Here is a 16,380-nt window from a genome sequence, read left to right as displayed (position 1 = left end):
CTAATTAACGTACAATAATAAGTTTGCCTTTAATATTTTCAGTATTCGAAGATAAGGAATAGAAATATATTCCGCTACTCAATAAATTACCATTTTTGTCGTCGCCTACCCAATTATAGTAGTGCGTACCTATCGTCTGTTCTTCATTGATCAATGTGTTCACTAAACGACCCGCGTTGTCAAAGATAGAAAGATTTATATTAGAATTCCCAACAACTTTATACGTAAATACAGTATTTGTTAAGAGTGGATTTGGTGAATTAATTACTCCTAATTTATTGTCAGACAACGAATTAACACCTGCGGAAATTCCTGTTGTAATCCCAAAGAACGGTGATCCGTCAGAATTATAGGGCTCAGCTACACCGGTAGAAAGATCCAGGTAAATCGTATTTCCGTCATCCCCAAACCCTGTCAATGTGCCTGTTTCATCTCTGAAAATTAAAGCCATTCTTTGAATTTCCGGACCTGTAACCGGTCCGTTTGGTGCAGTACTATAGTATGGAACAGGATCAATAGTAATCGTCCAGGTTGTTCCCGCTAAACTTACCATTTCCCCGATTCCATCATCTACACCCCAATTTCCTACTGTGTAATTCCAACATGTCGTATCTAATGGGCCTGCCATATCATTACCGCCTGAATGCATGTATAACTTTGTTGCAGTCTGCAAATTCGACACTCCTGAATTTGAATTGTAGGTAATTGTCAGGTCGTACTGCGCAAATGCTGCCGACAAGCATAAAGAGAAAGCTGAGAGAAGTAGAGATTTTTTCATTAATACAAATATTATAATAAAAGCTGACAATTCCTATCTGTTAACATGAAGATTATTTTCCATATCAACATTGTTACTGTTGAAATCAATTTTCATGTACACGTTTATATTCATCCATAAGAAATACCTTCCGCCATGGAAAAAACTACACAAGCTATCAGTAAAGGAGCCTTGCCGACTTTAGTCACTGTCTTCTTCTTTTGGGGATTTGTTGCTGCCTCGAATGGAATTTTTATTCCTTTCTGCAAAACACATTTCAATCTTGACCAGTTTCAATCGCAATTACTCGATACATCTTTTTATGGTGCATATTTTTTCGGCTCTTTGATCCTTTATCTGATGTCTGCTCTTTCCGGTGTAGACATTCTGAATCGTATCGGATATAAAAACGGAATTATTATCGGACTCTCTATGTCGGTGGTCGGAGCATTTTCACTTGCATTCATTGCATCGGGAACCACTGCAACGTTCGGAATGGTGCTGGCTTGTTTCTTCATCATCGCACTTGGCTTCTCATTGCAGCAAACCGCCGCACAACCATTCGTAATTGCACTTGGAGATCAGGCAACCGGAGCACATCGACTTAATCTTGCGGGAAGTATCAATTCATTCGGAACTTTACTTGGACCGATTGTAGTTCACATAATACTCTTCGGCGCTCTGACAAATACTGCAGCTGCGACCATTTCGTCGATACGTACCTTGTATCTTATTCTCGGCGGACTATTCTTTTTAGTTGCATTCTTTTTTCTGGTAAGTAAAAGACTACCGACTATCAGAATGGAAGAACATGTTGAAAACAGCGGGAAAGCAATGAGCGTATTATTCCTGATTGCTATTCCTACCATCGTTCTTTTATTTTTCAATACAATGTTTGACGAACACCAAAAAGTTTATCTGGTGCTTGGTTCACTGATCGTAATTTTAGGATTACTTTTTTATGCACTATTCGCAGCGCAAAAAAACAAAGCAGGATGGGGAGCGATGCAATATCCGCAATTAGTATTGGGAATGATCGCTATCTTTATTTATGTAGGAATGGAAGTTACTGTTCAAAGCAATATGGGTGCACTGCTTCGTCAACCTGAATTCGGCGGACTCGATGAAAAATATATTTCACAGTTCATCTCATTATACTGGGGAAGTTTAATGGTTGGCAGATGGACAGGCGCAATTGCTGTTTTTAATCTGAAGAAAAGTTCTAAGCAGCTTCTCACTGTTATCGTACCACTTGTTGCTTTTGCAGTGATACTTCTTGTAAACCATCTTCGCGGAAATGAAATCGAAAATTTATATGTCTATGTGATCTGTATCTTTGTTCTTATCGGTGCATTCTTTTATGCTAACGAACAACCGGCAAAAATGCTCTTCACCGTTTCTTGTTTCGGTCTTGCCGCTATGTTGATTGGACTTCTTACGACAGGACAGATCAGTACGTTTGCTTTTATCAGTGGCGGACTGGCATGTTCAGTTATGTGGCCATGTATATTTGCTCTTGCAATTTCCGGTTTAGGAAAATACACAAGTCAAGGTTCTGCATTTCTGATCATGATGATCTTAGGCGGCGCTATCATCCCTCCAACTCAAGGTGTCATTTGTGATTTCGATAAATTATCATCAGGAGGAATTGCCGGAATGAGCTTTACACATTTCTCATACATCGTTCCACTACTCTGCTTTGCTTACATGGTATGGCATTCACTCAAAACCAAAGGGGTTCTTAAATCACAAGGGCTGGATTTTGATAAGCAGGTTTCAGGGCATTGATTTGTTGGAAGTTTGCAGGTTTACAGGTTTACAAGTTCGCAATCTGAAACCTCGATTCTCGCTATCAACGAAATACTATACACCAGGTAATGACATTGCAGGTCACAAACCTGAAACTTGTAAACCTGTAAACCTGCATATCATTCTTTCCCACTTTGCTGACAAAAATCACATTACTCTCGCTTTCGCATAAAATTGACCTCACATATTTGTTGCAAACTCATATTTATTGTTTTTTTGTTGCCCCAATTTAAGGAATTCAAAAAAACACAAATATGAAAAAACTGATTACTCTGATTTTTTGCTCGGCATTTCTATTTGCCGGAAAAGCAAACTCCCAAAACGTAGACCATCCATGGCTACTTGGATTTGGAATCCATTTTGTCGACTATTCTTCTGTCGATCCGATGTTTAAAGGCATTTATGACTTCAACGATTTCAAGAGTGTTCCTGCTTTTTCAAAGTTAGACATTGCAAGAAATCTGAATAAATCATTTGCTCTGGAATTATCTGTTGCTGCTGCATCTATTAATAGATATGGTACAAGTGCTAACGGAAATCAATTTTTTGCTGATGCAGATTTTCTTGTAAAATATTTACTTGCTAATGATTATTTATTAAAATCATCATGCGGCTTTGATCCATATATCGCAGTTGGTCCGGGCTTCAGTAAACTTGGTGGCAATAGTGGTTTTGCTATCAATGCAGGTATCGGAACTAATTTATGGTTGTCGGAAACTGTCGGAATTCGTCTGCAGACTTTATACAATGGTTCATCTGAAGATAAAGTGGGTGATTATTTCCACCACACGCTTGGATTAGTAGTTCGTTTCGGAAGCGGTAAAGATTCTGATAAAGATGGTGTAGCAGATAAAGATGATAAGTGCCCAACAGTAGCAGGTCTTGATGCATTAATGGGTTGTCCTGATAAAGATGGTGATGGTATAGCTGATAATGAAGATGCTTGTCCTGATATCAAAGGCCTTGCTAGTTTCAAAGGTTGTCCTGATTCTGATGGTGATGGTATCGCTGATAAAGATGATGCTTGTCCGACTACTGCAGGAAAATCAGAATTAAATGGTTGCCCTGATAAAGATGGAGATGGTATTGCAGACAAAGACGATAAATGTCCGGATGTAGCAGGACTTACAACTTTAGCAGGTTGCCCTGATAAAGATGGCGATGGAATGGCAGATGCAGAAGATCAGTGTCCGGATCAAAAAGGAACATCTGAAATGGCAGGTTGTCCTGATCGTGATGGCGATAAAGTTGCAGATAAAGACGATAAATGTCCTGACGTAAAAGGATTGAAAACAAACAATGGCTGTCCTTCAATCGATGAAGCAAAGAAAAAAGAAGTTTTAGCAAAAATTTCATTCGCTGCAAAATCAATTCAGTTTGAAACAGGAAAAGATGTTATCAAAAAAGTTTCTTATGCAAGGCTTGATACAGTTGTGAGCATCATGAAAGAATACGAATACACAAACTGGTCAATCGAAGGACATACAGATAACGTTGGTAAAGCCGACAAAAATCTTGATCTATCGAAACGTCGTGCCGCTGCAGTGAAAACTTATTTTACAAATAAAGGAATCAGCGAAGCTCGTTTGCAATCTGAAGGATTTGGTGACACTAAACCGGCGGCGGATAATAAAACTGCTGCGGGGAAGGCGACCAATCGTCGGGTTGAGATCAAGTTGAATGAATAGATTTTTTTGTAATTCGTAATTCGGGATTCGTAATTCGACCCATCCTACATGGTGGGTTTCGAATTACGAATCCCGAATCTCGAATTTCGTTCTTTCATTCCTCCGGATAAAATTCCGAAAAAGTAAAATGGCAGATCATATTACTTCCGGGTATGTGGAGAATTTCTTCAGTGAATAATTTCTCTGTGATAAATTTATAAACTTCCAGATCTGATATATCACTGATGCAATCCACAACGATCTGATTTTCTTCCAGCAGATCAAGTAATTTTTTTAACTCTGTCTTTAATGCCTTTTCACTCAATGATTCTCCATTGGTATAGTCAGGTCTGCCGATAAGATCATAGCAAAGAATTGTCTTGTTCTCTGCATACGCTTTTTCAAAACGTTGTATTGATTTCAACCATGCACGCTCCAGTTCCGGAGGCATTGCATCTGTAGATTCTTCAGGAAAGTTCATTCCAAATTCTGCATTCAATTGCATTTTCAAAATTTCATTTCCAACTTTTACTTCTTCTCTTGAAGGTCTGCTTGATTTTTTCATTGTGATTAGTTTTAATGTTCAGACAAATGTATAGTCACATTATGGTTGGTGAAATAGCTGAGAGCATTACTCGTAATTGAATAAACAGCATATATTGGGGGAAATGAAAAATGAATTCTGATAGCTATCGTATAGGTGTCAGCTTAATTATTTTTTTATCCATTGAAATAAAGTGTGATGTCGTCTACTATATTTCCGTCAGCTTTAGCTCAAATTCATTAAGTTAAACTCAAGAATCTACAATAAGGACATGCTTTAGAAGTGACAGGCCCGTTAGGGCCAAACTTTTGGTAATACCAGACTATATGAGAAAGTCAAGCCCCTTTAGGGGCGCACTCTTGAACACAATTCATATGTCCATTCATTTACCTGCGTAAAAGTTCCAATTTATATTGATTGCATTCGGCTTATTCCTGATGTACAATTGTGTTTTCTTTGTAGAAAAAAGCTGTGTGTTTAAAGAGTACGCCCCTAAAGGGCTTAGCTGTCTTGTATGGTCCAAAAGTTACCAAAAGTATGGCCCTAACGGGCCTGAAAATCTATAAATTAACAACGAATATTTCATTCACCGTATTCAAATTACATAAACTTTAGCTGACGGAAATAAAAACTAATTTGAAAAAATATTTTTTATAAATAATCTCAAGTCAACATAACGAAATATTATTCATTTGTTTTTATCTAAGTTAACGCCTATCGATATCTACCAGGTGAAAATGAAGAGCAGAAAGCGGGTTTATTTAGGAGAATTTCGTTACTTTCATGGAATAATTTTAATCAATATGTTTTTGTCGAAAATGAAAGGAGTGATTTTTTTTGCTTCGCTTCTTCTTGGTTTTTATACTTCTGCAAATGGGCAGGTAAAGCAGTATTTTCTAGAAACAAAACCCAGTGGTGCTAATGTACTCAATACAGCTAAAGAGGTTATCGGAAAGACTCCTTTTTGATATTACGAAGGCAACATTTAACAAAGACACTATTTTAATTGCACTAAAAGATCATGATACTTCGGAAGTAGCTTTTATTCATTATTCTGCTAACAAACAATTTCCCGCATCGTCTTTTTTATGTGAACCATGCAGGATAGAGATGATTCCTGCAGAAGGCAAAGAAGAACCTTCCGGTATTCTTGTCTTAAGAAAAAGCAGTGTTCTTCCCAAAGGAGATGACAATAAATCATTCCTGACACTTGTTGATACCTTCAGATTCGATTTTTCAGACACAACAACAATTGGGAAAATCGATGGGAAAAATATGAAATGGGGCGATAAAAAGATCGCTGATCTGGTCGAAAGAAAATACCAGGAATATGAACCGGATTTACGTGGATTAAGTGCCTCTTACTTTAAAACAATTGTAAATAGAGATAAGAACATCAAAAAATATCCGTACCGCTTCAGGATAAAAGTAAAATTTAAAAACTTAAAGTTCAATTTTTCAGATTTAAAAGATTACCAAATGCGTGGAAATAGTTCGATGGATTCTGAATGGGAGATCTATAATAAAATCGACTCTGTTACTCCCATTGCAAAATACAATTTTCACTCTTCTGTTTACAGGACAAAGACTAAGAAAACAAATGCGTTGGGTTCACTGATATATGATTCAGAATTACAATTGCTTGCAATCGATACTCTTTACGAATTCCTCACCAAACAAGACTATTTGATAAATATTCTTGGAGTAGGAAAAGAGATCACACTCAGTCGGCCTCCGCATCTCACTTTTGCAAATCTCAAAGAGATCAACCGTCATTCTAGTCCGAATGTAATTATTGTTGAAGGAAAATCAACTTTTGGAAGCGGGTTTTTTATTTCGGGAAACGGATACCTCGTCACAAATTATCACGTCATTGACGGCGAAGAGAAAATCACTATTGTGATCAATAAAAATTCGAAACACGAAGCTAAAGTAATAAAGACAAATCCGGATTTCGACCTTGCATTACTAAAAATCGAATACGACAGTCTTCCCGGGCTCTGGCTCGCAGACAGCGACTCTATAGACTATGGCGATCCCGTAGTTGCAATTGGTACACCACTGGATAAAATGCTGACTTCTACCCTGACGAAAGGAATTGTAAGCGGTATCCGTGACTTTGACGGCATTCACATGATTCAAACGGATGTAAAGATCAATTCCGGAAATAGTGGCGGTCCGTTGATCAATGAAAAAGGTGAAGTCGTTGGAATGTCGACCATGAAAATAAAAGCCAAAGGGGTTGAAGGAATCGGCTTCTGCATCCCGTCCAATGATATTATTAAAAAGCTGAATATCGTATATAAATAAAAAGTAAATTTATAGCATATAATTTCTGAATATGAATGTTCTGATAACGTCTGCGAATAACTTCAATGCCATTGCATTGATTAGAGAACTTGAAACAATACATGGAGTACATATTTATATTTCGGATGAATACAGCGAGACCACTGCGAAATTTCTTGCTCATTCATTCATACGATTACCCGGACCGAAAGAAGGTAATTATAAAAAATCTCTTATAGATGCTTGTGAGAAAAACAAGATCGACATCATCATTCCATCTGCCGAAGACGATTTCACAATTCTTGCAGAGCTAAAAGCAGATTCGAAATTTAAAATTGCAATTTCAGATCCGGCACTTATTGAAAATCTGATCTATCATGAGAACTTTGAAGAGTTCATGGCAAAAAATAATTTTGCGAGAAATTCTCAGACAACGATGGATGAAATTTTTGCCTCCGGACTTCCTAGCTTAAAGCATTTCCTTGCTGAATTTGCAATTGACTTTTCAGGAACAGAAAGTGAGATCAGTTTAAGGAAGATCATAACGATTGAAGAATCGATCGTAACTGTAAGTGAGATCATCATCAATGAAAAGCTACATAAAAAGATCTCTGACTTTATTGAATTACTGAAAGCCAATAAAGGTTGTGGAATTTTTCATATTCACCTGATTGAATACAAGGATGATTTCCTGATCAACAGTGTCCACAATCATATCAATGCTACAACCGGTTCGCTGAATGAGATTGCAAATAATTTCTGCAGACAGTTATTATTCGGAAAAAACGATGAGACAAAAAGCAGTACACCAAAACCTGTGCGTTCATTTACCTATCTCAAAGACCGTACACTTCCAAAGCGCCCTGAATTAAAGGCCGTGATCTTTGACTTAGACGAAACAATTTTTCCGCAAAAGCCATGGATCGTTGCCAAGCTAAAAATGTTGCACGATGAATTAAAGTTTGACAAGGTCAGCAAAGAAAAATTCGTCGACACCGGTTTACGTTTGCTTGAAGAAGGAAACCGTGGTGATCTGCTGGATCGTTTATCTGAAATTTTCCACCTTCCTGCTTACGATATGATCCAGAAGTATCGGTCGCTTGTTCCCGACACTAAAGAATATGCCGATGTAAAACCTGTGCTCACAGAACTGAAAGCACAAGGATATCTGATCGGCCTGTTGACAGACAATCCACCGAATTCACAAAAACAAAAACTTCAATCAACAGGACTGGAAACTTTTTTCGACGCCATCCATTTCACCAAAGAAAGTGGCTTTGAAAAACCTGATCCACAAGGATTCCTGGAATGAAGTGAAATTTTTTCCTGCGCTAATTAACATGAAAAATTCCTTACATCGGTTCCGAAAGATCCACACTAATCAGTTCAGAACCATTGTAAGGAAATTTCAGTAAAATGTTTTTCAGGATTCGACCCTAATTAATGCTCAAGTTATTTTTACTTTCCAAAAAATATACTCACATTAATTGCCATAGCAGTATTCAGATTTGATCCACCGGGATTATTAAAGCGTGATGAATATTCATCGGACACAGCTACGTTTATCTGCCCTTCCACTCCAATAGCAAACCGTGGATCAAAAAAGTAATCACCGCCGAAAGCCATTCCGCCTAATATGTCTGTAGTGTTTTTTGCCAATGATCCGGAAGGTGGAGAATAAAATGCAAGAGCGAACTTCAATCCAAAATAAGGCGATAATTTACTATTGTTGATATAGAATTTGGGGATCAGTCCGACACCAAAATCTGAACCTGCATCAGAAATTGTTTTGATTGAAACATATGGAGCAAGTGAAATAGATTGTGTAACAAATATCGGCACTTGTATACCAAGATCCCCCTGAGTAAAACTGGTAGTAAGCCCTGCAGTTCGTTTATATGATTCCTGAGAGAATGATTGCATTGAAATAAGTGTCAGAAATAAAATAAGAATTGTGGTTAGTCGATACATATGGTTTAGGTTTGGGGATTTGAGTAAGCGTAAGTGAAATCGAAGATTAGTTATTTGGATGAATTTTAGATCGGGAATTGTTTATTGATAATAAGATTATCCCATAAAAGAACACCATTTACTTCAATGTATGCTCTATAGTAACCGGGTTGAACTTTGGAAACATCGAAAGCGTAATTATTTTCACCTCTGTGAACATTAAAATTCGCATCGATGAGATGCTCATTTGGCAAATAATAATTTGCTCCCATATAAGTTGAATAATTCTGTGAGCCTTCCAGATAATTTCCTTTCTCGATCCAGAAATGTATTTGAGTTTCAGGAGCATCAATAAAAAAACTAAAATAGATAAGACTATGGAAACGTTCCTGACTGAAATCAGAGTATAAATTCGGATTTGGATAGAAAAGTATAGAATACTTTACATCCTGATTACTCCCTGTCGCATCAAACAATTTTATATTCGGATTGCCAATAGTATAATAATTTGTTGCTGCTTCATCTCTGCAAATGAAACCTGTGAGCTGAGGAGTTGAAAAAGTTGCTTGTTGGTCTAACTGTACTTTTTCACAACTGGTGAAAAGAACAATGACGAGTGATAAAGTAAGAAGTAATTTATTCATGGTAGCGAATTAATAAAAGTGAGTTAAAGTACTGGTTTTCTTGTTTAAAACAAAATAGGGAAAATTAATACTCCGGGTCCGAAACACTCCTACTCTACTACAATCTTACCGGAAAAACGCCGGCTTTGAAAATTGATATAGAAATGATAAAGACCCGGATGAAATTCATCAGATGGAATTACTATTTCTCTGCCGGAATAAATACCATTCAAACATTGTCTTCCGAAAATATCAAAGATTGAGATCTCTACTTGCTTATCTCGCATAAATTCGGGTAAAGAAAAATGGAAATCTTTAGCTGAGGGATTTGGATAAACTTTTATACTTTCTTGCTTGATAGAAATGTTATCATTGGAAATTATAATGTCAACATATTTTTTTATAATTTCTTGAGGACCGATTCCCGGTAAATAGGCAGTTGCTAAAGTATACAGTTTATCACCTGCCAGTATCAAGCGGTTTCCTTCATTCCATGTAGAATTTAGTTCATGATCAGCGACAATCCATTGAACTATCCCACTTGTATCAAGTTTGCAAATAAACGATTCTGAATAATTATTCTGAATATCCCAACTATTTCTTCCGGTAAGGTAAAATTCTTCATGAACATTTAAGATTGCAAAGTTGACAAGATCGATCATTGCGTTACCGAAATCCAAATACTCAACATATTCAAGACTGAAATCACTTTTAATTTTTAATGCAAAAATATCAGAAAGCGCCTCCCTGTTCCCATAAAAATAAATATTTCCTGAAGGTGCAATAAGAAAATTTTTTACCTCAATATCAGAAAGGGAATCTTCATATGCAAAAGTATCCAGGAGTTGTCCTGAGAGATCATACTTTTGAATCTCAAAACCGGTATTTATATTCTTATTTTGTTTTAAAATATAAATGCACGAATTAAAATACTGAATGTTGATCACCTCGTTATAATTTGAACTTCCGGAATCATTTACTTCCCAAAGTCGATTGCCGTTAAAATCGTATTTGAAAATTTTTACAACAGTATTGAATCCCGTTCTATAAGAACCTCCGTAATATATATTATCAATTGTATCCTTGCAGATCTTAAAAGCGCTTCCATTCGGATTCAGAGAGTCAGTTATAATATTGAGAATTTGTCCGGATGCAGAATATTTAATGAGAAGATCAAATTTATAACTGTCTGCACTATCTTCAGTAAGACCTTTTAACCAGACATCACCGGAACCGGTAAGTAAAACATCATAACCGGAATTAAATGTTACAGAGTTATTTCTTCTGTATTCATTTAACCAGACCAGATTACCACTTGAATCAAATTTTGCACATGCTGCTGCGCAATTCATTGTGGACGGATCGCTATAAATATGTGAAGTACTACACAGATAAAGATTAGCGGAATCGTCAAGCACCATATTTCCTAGACCTGTATTTCCAAATGGCGGATTGATAGTCCACAATTGATTTCCGGCAGAATCGTATTTGTTTATGAAAGCATAAAATGAATTTGAAAAACCATTCTCCACACCGGCAGTATAAATTTGCTCTGAAGAATCGACAAGTAAAAATTGCCCTCTGGAATTTGTAACCGATCTGCTCCACTGTACTGAAGGTTGAGAAAATAAGCTCAAATTATATATGCAAAGGAGGAAGCTTAAAGCGATCTTTAATAAATTCATAGTTCAGAAAATTTAATCCTATATATCCGATTTCATAATCAAGTTAGAATCCTTAAAAGAACTAATAATATTGACTGATTCCACAATCCTCCTAATTCAAGGGGATGGAGCCAATAAGCCAATTTTCAGCTCTTAAATCTCCTATTTCTGATCATCACCAACATTCGACCTAATACCCTAACAATGAACCACAAATATTTCAAAAATCGAAGCTTTAAAATTTCGTGTATTAAAGGATTTCTCTATTTTTGCAGTCCTTGTAAAAAAGGAAACGGAGTTCATTTAACTCCAAACGGTTCGGTAGTTCAGTTGGTTAGAATACATGCCTGTCACGCATGGGGTCGCGGGTTCGAGTCCCGACCCCTTAAGCAGAAGAAGATAAGCCCCTGTTTTCTAGGGGCTATTTTTGTTCTTTTGTTATTCAACCCTAAAGTTAAAATTACAAGCCATTAGAGGTGTGAATATCCCTTTGAAGAATTTATCGATACACAAGTTTTCTCTTTAGATGATGGTTATTTAGAGGCACTTAGCAGTGACTTCACTCCCAAAGTAAATCCACTTTTAAAAATCAGTATTCAACCCAAGCGAACTGGCAAACAGGTTCTGCTGATGGCTTGGATAAACATGGGTTTGAAACAGTTCAATCCAAAAAAAGACAATTATGAATATAAACCTGTTATCGTATCAACTGGTTTGTCAGTGCCATTTGAATGTTGGGACAAAAAAAAGAAAACTGCATTTGGCAAATATGATTTAGTAAACATACAGGTAGTGCAGTTTAAAGAATACGCTAAAAATTGTATAAGGTACTCAACCTTCTTGAAGATATAAAAGCAAGTGTTTATGAATACGAGGATACTGAAACGCTAATCGAGAGACAAAAAAACATTAACGAAGCTTTTCTCAACCGTTTTAAAGAGCAAATACAGCTTCACATTAGCGGTAAATTAAAAGAGATAAATGATATTGCAAAGGGCAGGACGAAGATTGATAAGCGCATTAAGAATCCAGAACCTGTTATTGCAATTCCGGTTTATCATGGCGCTGAGATAAATGGATATCATACTCGTTTAATCCATTATGTCGATGACAAAATTAAAAGTATTGCCAGTCAACCCTATTATATCACCGGCATAAGCGATGGGACACTTAAAAATTACAAACGCTTTAGAAACCGAATTGCAGATTACGAAAAGGCGCAAGAAGAAGAAAGAGAGAGATTCATCCTTAACATTCCGGAAATTACATTAAAAACGTTGAGGGAAGTTTCTCTCATGGTTGATCGATAAAGGAAAGCCAAATGGAACCGATTACGAAGGAACTTATCTTGATAAATTAAAAGAATTCAGGCAATTAATCGAAAAAGAAAAGGAGATAAAATTCCTTTGCACTCGGAAATGGATTGTCTGCAAAGAAATTTTGAGTAGAAGGAAGGCGTGCGGCAGATCCGTTCCTAAACTTTTACTAAGCTTGATAAAATACGTAGTCTTCTATTTGGCAAAAAGTCAAAGAAGGAAGTTGAGCTCATTAATAAAGGTGAATTAAAATATGTTTCTGAAGAGGAGTTGGAAATTGTTAGAGATTTTTTTATTGTGAATTGCAGTTGCGGTTTGCGCTGGAGCGATTTTAAAAGATTGAAGATGATGGTAAATGAAAATGGCAAATACTATTTTATCGGGACAAACCAGAAAACAAAAAGTAAGATTTCTAAAATACCGTGTCTGGACAAATTCGTCGTTAATCTGTGAGAAAAAATACAACAATCAATTCAATGTAAACTTCACATCCGGTCATTATAACCGGGCGATTAAAAGTTCTGGCGTTCCGTGCTGGTTTTAGCGAAGATTATCTTATCAGTAAAAAGAACCTGAAGAAGCAGGAAAAATTGAAGACACCTATTTCCATTATGGCAAATGATCAAAGCGAAAACAGCGAGGAAAACCTTTGCCACGAATCATATATTGAGATTACCACCCCTATCTCAATATTAAAAACTTACATGGGCCATTCTTCAGAAAAAATGACTTTGAAATATCTGCAGATGGATGAAAGTGATATTTATAAATCTTAAATGAAGCTGAACAAGAAATGGTTGGAAAGCTTCAATCTGAAGTTCAAAAAACCAATTTATACTTATAATCAGTAATTTAACATTTTCATGTTCAATTTTTGAATAACTCTACAAAAATAAATTTGGATATTTTCTGTTTTTAATCATATATTTGTAAACGAAAGGTTCTACAATGATAAAAAAAGCAACTATAGCATCCGTTTGCAATATTAGATTTGGATTATATGCCGAACCGTCTCCAACGGGCACAGCAGGATATCTGCAGGTTCGTCAGTTTACAGATCATGGTATACTTACTAATGAGAAACAGACGAATTCCTGAAAATTGATGATAAAGTTAAACCTCATTTGCTTGTTGATGGTGATGTGCTATTTGTAGGCAAGGGCAATCGATTATTTTCTTGGCGTTATCAAAATATTGGAACTTCAGTTGCTTCTTCCATTTTTTTCGTGCTACAACCGGATAAAAATATTCTGTGCCCGGACTATCTCGTCGCTTTATTAAATGCACCTCAAAGCAAAGCAGCCTTTCAGCAATTGGGTAGCGGGACTAATATTTATTCCATTCGAAAATCAGAACTTGGAGCCTTTGAAATTCCCTTACCTCCTATGCAACAGCAAAAACGAATTGCTGCATTAGCTGTATTGCACCAACAACAAATTGAATTGTCTCAAAAAACTCATTGCAGAAAAGCAAAATTTATATACTGCTATTATTTCTAAAAAATAAAACAAGAATAATTCTATTTCAATGAAGACATTAAGCATACAAATCAAATCATTAAGACCTTGCATTGTCATTCTTAAAAAGAAGCAGATGGAGTATCGTGCAAACTAATGAGTCTACGAAGTTTTTTTTAGAAGATCATACTAACTCCGATCAGGTTAAGCAATTCTGAGTTCAGATCAATGCAGCTATTGATACAATAAATCCGGATAAGATTGTAGTACTTGCAAGGAATGCAAATGCAAAGGTAAAATGACGCCTTCGCCTATTTCATTTAAATTAGAGGGAATTATACAATTTGTACGATAAGAAAAAAGTTGATTTTATTTGGCCACAAGGGTTACCGCTTATTTAAAAAATAACGTGCAGTTACAGGCTCTCCATAAATACCAGCAAGACGCTTTAGTGGCTGCATATGACATTAAATTAGAATTAAAATAAATAAGATGGCTTTAGAAGACGATATAGTAAGTGGTTGCCCCGATATAATATGCAACTTTGTTAGGAATAATCCTGACATTGATGTTTATGATTATATCCAAAGAGGTTGCAATGGAGAAGTCTATTTCGGAAGACGTAAGAAATTAGATGACGAGGTTGTTCTTAAGTTTTATAATGCACAACCGCACTATGATGCATCTGAAGAAGCTGCAATATTGAGAAAAATTGATCAGTCCAAATATTTTAAAATATGGCACTTAGGCTTAGTCGACAATAAGTACGCTTACTTTTTAACACCGAAAATTTCTGGTGGAGATCTACAAAGTCACATTGATAAAGGAGGTATCTCAACAAGCGATGCTTTGAATTATTGTTGGCATCTTAACCGGACTTGTTGAATTGCATTCAACACACTCCTTGGTTCACCGTGATTTAAAACCGGGTAACATTCTCATTGACTTGGCGACATCTCGACCTATCATTGCTGATTTAGGATCAGTTAAGAAGCTTGAAAATGCAGATGGCTTCGTTTCGGAATCAAAAGCCACTAGAATTTATCTTCCACCTGAATCTATTCTGCTTAAACATTATACCTTTAGATCTGATATATATCAAGTAGGATAATAATGTTCCAACCACTTAATGGTAATTTCCAATACATGAACCTTATAAGTGGTTAAATGCAAAGCAGATAAACAAGTTAAATGGAATTCGAAACTCGATTGAAAGAGAATTTAATTTTCAAAAATGATTGACAATATAATTTGCAAAGGCACAATTGCAAATACCGATACTTTGCCGGCATATTTAGACCCTGCCTTTAAAAGGGTGTTGAATAGGAGCACTTCATATGAATATTGAACAGAGAATTCCAAATGCTTCCGAGTTTTAAAGGAAGTTCACAAACTGATCAATCATTACCCATCATATTTGCAAGTAGATAACTACTTACATGTCGATCACAATAATGGCAAAAAGAATATAGAATTATCAGCGGTCAGGACGGGACTCTTTTTGGAAAAAGAAGATTGCAGGTAAAACATGGAGGCGAGACAATGAGCACGATGGCAGCTACAATGGCATTCTCCAAAAATCTCGAATTAAATAAAATTTAACAGCATGGAAAAAAAAATCACAAAAAAGAAATCAACAACATTGTCTGGAAAGCCTGCGACACGTTCCGGGGAACAATTGACGCAACGCAATATAAGGATTACATTTTAACGATGTTGTTCTAAAGTATATCACTGATGTATGGAAGGATAAACGCGTCGCTTATACTGAGAAGTACATTGGTGATGAAGTCCGTATCGAAAGGGCACTACGAAACGAACGCTTCCAAGTACCCAATAGGTGTACTTTGATTTTCTGTTTGAACAACGAAACGAAAATAACCTGGGCGAACAGATCAATATCGCTTTGGAGAAGTTAGAAGATGCAAACCGGAGTAAGTTGGAAAGAGTATTTCGCAACATTGATTTCAATAGTGAAGCAAATCTTGGTCAAACGAAAGATCGTAACCGTCGATTAAAAAATCTATTAGTTGATTTTTCAGGATTGAATATACAGCCATCACATTTAGAAGGCAATGATATTATTGGAGACGCATATGAGTTCTTGATCTCTCAGTTCGCAAGTGATGCAGGAAAGAAAGCCGGAGAATTTTACACTCCAGGGGTGAAGTGTCAACCTTGTTAGCAAATTGGTAGATCCTCAGCCGGGCAACCGAATCTGTGATCCAGCTTGTGGTTCCGGTTCCTTTATTGATTAAGGTCGCCAAAGAAGTTGGTAGTAATAACTTCTCATTGTACGGACAG

The 16,380-nt window shown here is 36.4% G+C and carries 14 protein-coding genes and 1 pseudogene; 10 read left to right on the top strand and 5 right to left on the bottom strand.

The features are described from left to right. Window positions 1–4: 4 nt before the first annotated feature. Window positions 5–778, bottom strand: coding sequence for a T9SS type A sorting domain-containing protein (locus IPL24_18290; protein ID MBK8365537.1), 774 nt, complete (start codon window positions 776–778; stop codon window positions 5–7). A gap of 135 nt (window positions 779–913) precedes the next feature. Between IPL24_18290 and IPL24_18285 the strand changes: the two genes are divergently transcribed. Together IPL24_18285 and IPL24_18280 are read left to right on the top strand one after the other, a co-directional pair. Then, a complete protein-coding gene (locus IPL24_18285; protein ID MBK8365536.1) occupies window positions 914–2,545 on the top strand; it encodes an MFS transporter in 1,632 nt (543 codons plus the stop codon). A 275-nt stretch (window positions 2,546–2,820) separates the two neighbouring features. Then, complete coding sequence (locus tag IPL24_18280) at window positions 2,821–4,254, top strand: OmpA family protein (protein ID MBK8365535.1); 1,434 nt, start codon at window positions 2,821–2,823, stop codon at window positions 4,252–4,254. Between the two features lie 94 nt (window positions 4,255–4,348). On the opposite strand, the gene IPL24_18275 is transcribed toward IPL24_18280, so the two are convergent. Further along, window positions 4,349–4,798, bottom strand: a complete 450-nt coding sequence (locus IPL24_18275) for a hypothetical protein (protein ID MBK8365534.1) — start codon at window positions 4,796–4,798, stop codon at window positions 4,349–4,351. Window positions 4,799–5,698: 900 nt separating this feature from the next. Between IPL24_18275 and IPL24_18270 the strand changes: the two genes are divergently transcribed. Both IPL24_18270 and IPL24_18265 read left to right on the top strand, forming a co-directional pair. After that, window positions 5,699–7,087: a trypsin-like peptidase domain-containing protein gene (locus tag IPL24_18270; protein ID MBK8365533.1), complete on the top strand. Its 1,389-nt coding sequence runs from the start codon at window positions 5,699–5,701 to the stop codon at window positions 7,085–7,087. 31 nt (window positions 7,088–7,118) lie between these two features. Further along, complete coding sequence (locus IPL24_18265; GenBank protein MBK8365532.1) at window positions 7,119–8,378, top strand: HAD hydrolase-like protein; 1,260 nt, start codon at window positions 7,119–7,121, stop codon at window positions 8,376–8,378. Between the two features lie 146 nt (window positions 8,379–8,524). Here the strand turns inward: IPL24_18265 and IPL24_18260 are convergent, their stop codons facing one another. The 3 genes from IPL24_18260 to IPL24_18250 form a co-directional block, all read right to left on the bottom strand. After that, window positions 8,525–9,037: a hypothetical protein gene (locus IPL24_18260; protein ID MBK8365531.1), complete on the bottom strand. Its 513-nt coding sequence runs from the start codon at window positions 9,035–9,037 to the stop codon at window positions 8,525–8,527. 65 nt (window positions 9,038–9,102) lie between these two features. Next, entirely contained in the window at window positions 9,103–9,660 is a 558-nt protein-coding gene (locus tag IPL24_18255) for a hypothetical protein (GenBank protein MBK8365530.1), read from the bottom strand. 89 nt (window positions 9,661–9,749) lie between these two features. Continuing rightward, the gene (locus IPL24_18250) at window positions 9,750–11,276 is read right to left on the bottom strand and encodes a T9SS type A sorting domain-containing protein (GenBank protein ID MBK8365529.1); all 1,527 of its coding nucleotides are present in this window, start codon (window positions 11,274–11,276) and stop codon (window positions 9,750–9,752) included. A gap of 845 nt (window positions 11,277–12,121) precedes the next feature. Here IPL24_18250 and IPL24_18245 point away from each other — a divergent pair. The 6 genes and pseudogenes from IPL24_18245 (at window position 12,122) to IPL24_18220 (ending at window position 16,380) form a co-directional block, all read left to right on the top strand. Beyond that, on the top strand, window positions 12,122–12,613 hold the full coding sequence (locus IPL24_18245) for a hypothetical protein (protein ID MBK8365528.1): 492 nt from the start codon (window positions 12,122–12,124) through the stop codon (window positions 12,611–12,613). 954 nt (window positions 12,614–13,567) lie between these two features. Further along, window positions 13,568–13,717 carry a hypothetical protein gene (locus IPL24_18240; GenBank protein ID MBK8365527.1) on the top strand — a complete coding sequence of 50 codons (150 nt, stop codon included), beginning with the start codon at window positions 13,568–13,570 and terminating at the stop codon, window positions 13,715–13,717. A gap of 26 nt (window positions 13,718–13,743) precedes the next feature. Beyond that, window positions 13,744–14,118, top strand: a complete 375-nt coding sequence (locus IPL24_18235; protein ID MBK8365526.1) for a restriction endonuclease subunit S — start codon at window positions 13,744–13,746, stop codon at window positions 14,116–14,118. Window positions 14,119–14,568: 450 nt separating this feature from the next. Beyond that, the gene (locus IPL24_18230; GenBank protein ID MBK8365525.1) at window positions 14,569–14,961 is read left to right on the top strand and encodes a hypothetical protein; all 393 of its coding nucleotides are present in this window, start codon (window positions 14,569–14,571) and stop codon (window positions 14,959–14,961) included. 1 nt (window position 14,962) lies between these two features. Next, on the top strand, window positions 14,963–15,187 hold the full coding sequence (locus tag IPL24_18225; GenBank protein ID MBK8365524.1) for a protein kinase: 225 nt from the start codon (window positions 14,963–14,965) through the stop codon (window positions 15,185–15,187). Window positions 15,188–15,789: 602 nt separating this feature from the next. Continuing rightward, window positions 15,790–16,380: pseudogene (locus IPL24_18220) on the top strand (SAM-dependent DNA methyltransferase).

The sequence above is a fragment of the Bacteroidota bacterium genome, from assembly GCA_016711505.1.
Classification (GTDB): Bacteria; Bacteroidota; Bacteroidia; order AKYH767-A; family 2013-40CM-41-45; genus JADKIH01.
The sequence above is the reverse complement of the archived record's forward strand: the minus strand, read 5'-3'. Positions and strand labels throughout refer to the sequence as shown.

What these genes read in the sequence shown, in the direction of transcription:
- IPL24_18270 (MBK8365533.1), top strand. Translation starts at nt 5,699, where the DNA reads ATGTACTCAATACAGCTAAAGAGGTTATCGGAAAGACTCCTTTTTGAT.
- IPL24_18280 (MBK8365535.1), top strand. Translation starts at nt 2,821, where the DNA reads ATGAAAAAACTGATTACTCTGATTTTTTGCTCGGCATTTCTATTTGCC.
- IPL24_18230 (MBK8365525.1), top strand. Translation starts at nt 14,569, where the DNA reads ATGGCTTTAGAAGACGATATAGTAAGTGGTTGCCCCGATATAATATGC.
- IPL24_18290 (MBK8365537.1), bottom strand. Translation starts at nt 778, where the DNA reads ATGAAAAAATCTCTACTTCTCTCAGCTTTCTCTTTATGCTTGTCGGCA.
- IPL24_18260 (MBK8365531.1), bottom strand. Translation starts at nt 9,037, where the DNA reads ATGTATCGACTAACCACAATTCTTATTTTATTTCTGACACTTATTTCA.
- IPL24_18255 (MBK8365530.1), bottom strand. Translation starts at nt 9,660, where the DNA reads ATGAATAAATTACTTCTTACTTTATCACTCGTCATTGTTCTTTTCACC.
- IPL24_18285 (MBK8365536.1), top strand. Translation starts at nt 914, where the DNA reads ATGGAAAAAACTACACAAGCTATCAGTAAAGGAGCCTTGCCGACTTTA.
- IPL24_18265 (MBK8365532.1), top strand. Translation starts at nt 7,119, where the DNA reads ATGAATGTTCTGATAACGTCTGCGAATAACTTCAATGCCATTGCATTG.
- IPL24_18240 (MBK8365527.1), top strand. Translation starts at nt 13,568, where the DNA reads ATGATAAAAAAAGCAACTATAGCATCCGTTTGCAATATTAGATTTGGA.
- IPL24_18275 (MBK8365534.1), bottom strand. Translation starts at nt 4,798, where the DNA reads ATGAAAAAATCAAGCAGACCTTCAAGAGAAGAAGTAAAAGTTGGAAAT.